This window comes from Vibrio sp. 10N.222.46.A1, from assembly GCF_041473595.1.
Lineage (GTDB): Bacteria > Pseudomonadota > Gammaproteobacteria > Enterobacterales > Vibrionaceae > Vibrio > Vibrio tasmaniensis_A.
This window is the reverse complement of record NZ_JBFRSN010000837.1, coordinates 1-1,513: the sequence shown is the minus strand read 5'-3', so window position 1 is coordinate 1,513 and position 1,513 is coordinate 1. Positions and strand designations below refer to the sequence as shown.

General features: G+C 46.2%; 1 protein-coding gene and 1 pseudogene. Both read right to left on the bottom strand.

The window, feature by feature from the left end; genetic code table 11:
- The coding region (locus tag AB4496_RS20765; RefSeq protein ID WP_372131836.1) for an FAD-dependent oxidoreductase at positions 1-892 on the bottom strand (892 nt) is incomplete at its 3' end.
- A gap of 120 nt (positions 893-1,012) precedes the next feature.
- A pseudogene (locus AB4496_RS20760) lies at positions 1,013-1,513 on the bottom strand (putative 2-aminoethylphosphonate ABC transporter substrate-binding protein); the annotation flags it as partial.

Sequence of the window (1,513 nt, the reverse complement as noted above, 5' to 3'; positions counted from 1 at the left end):
CTCGGTAGTAGTGGACAAAGATACGCGAATCCACCACCGCCGCCCCTTTCTCTGGGCCAAATTTCTTGAGCTTTTCAGGAATAGGCTTGGTCACTACCATATCTGAAGAGACAACCACAATGCTGCGTTTGAACTCTTTAAAGTGATCGTGCATCCACGCATTGAGTGCCAAAATCACTTTATCTGCAAATACGGAACCGCCTTTGGTTTGAATTCGAGCTGGGGAGCCATAGTCGAGTGATGTCATCTCTGTATTTTCGTAAATTTCGACACCCAATTCGATCGCAACGCGGCGTAAGCCTCTCGCCAATAACGCTGGCTGCACACTACCCGCAGCTTCTGAGTAGTAACCCTCAATGTGGCGATCAGATCCCGCTTTATCAGCCAAAGAATTGTCGCACTTCTTCCAGCTATTGATACCCTGCTTAACCAGCTCATTAACGACAGGCTCCATTCCACCCTTTTGAGCTTTATTGGTCGCCGTGTAGTAAGTTCCGCTGCGATATAGATGCGCGTCAATCTTGTGTTCGTTACAGAAGGCTTCGATCTCGTATATAACCTTTTCCGACTCCTTAACCAACCATTTCGCTTGTTCTTTTCCGTAGAGCTTTTTCAGCGTCGGATACTTAGTTGACCACGTCAGCATGCAACCGCCGTTCGCACCAGAAGCACCGCTACCACATAGGCCTTTTTCAATCACGACAACATGTTTTTCGGGTTGCTGTTGTTTGATTAAAATCGCCGTCCATAAACCCGTATAGCCACCGCCAACAATGGCGATATCACAGTTGACGTCTTTTTGGAGCGGCTTAACCGAATCTAGCCCCGCATTGATGTTGCCAAACTCTTGTTCCAACGCTTGCTTGAACCAATATGAGTAGTGCTTTGTCATTTGTTGTACCTTACTTAAAACCTAAAGGCGTAAAACTAAAAAAGGAAGACCGAAGTCTTCCTTTACTGATTTCTAACTTCTAATGAACTAAATAGTTAAGTAACTGAATAGGTCGTCAGATTAAGATTTTGGCTCTGATTTAGCGTCAAACTTGTCAGACCATGTTTTAAGAACGTCGGCACGTTCGCTGCCCATTCGAGCGAAGTCCATTTTTGCCATGTTCTTTTCTACATTAGGGAAGTTCTCTGCTTTGCCTGTCACATCTTTGTGACCAACAACTGGGTACATTTCGATGTAAAGCTCATTTGCCGCTTTAGAAATAGACCAATCGATAACACGTTGTGCTGCATCAGAAGGCTTAACAAGACCTACCGCTTCAGATTCCCAGCCGATGCCTTCAGGCGTAATCACTGAAAGTGGCGCGCCTTGAGTTTTCAGCTTAGCGCCACGGCTCGCCATAGAAATACCGATAGCGACTTCACCCATGCCCGCTTGAACACATGGCTTAGAGCCTGAGTGCGTGTAGTGAGCAATGTTTTGATCTAGCTTCTGCATGTAGTTCCAACCTTGGTCTTCACCCATGTTTTGTAGCCAAGCCGAAACCTGCATGTAGCCTGTACC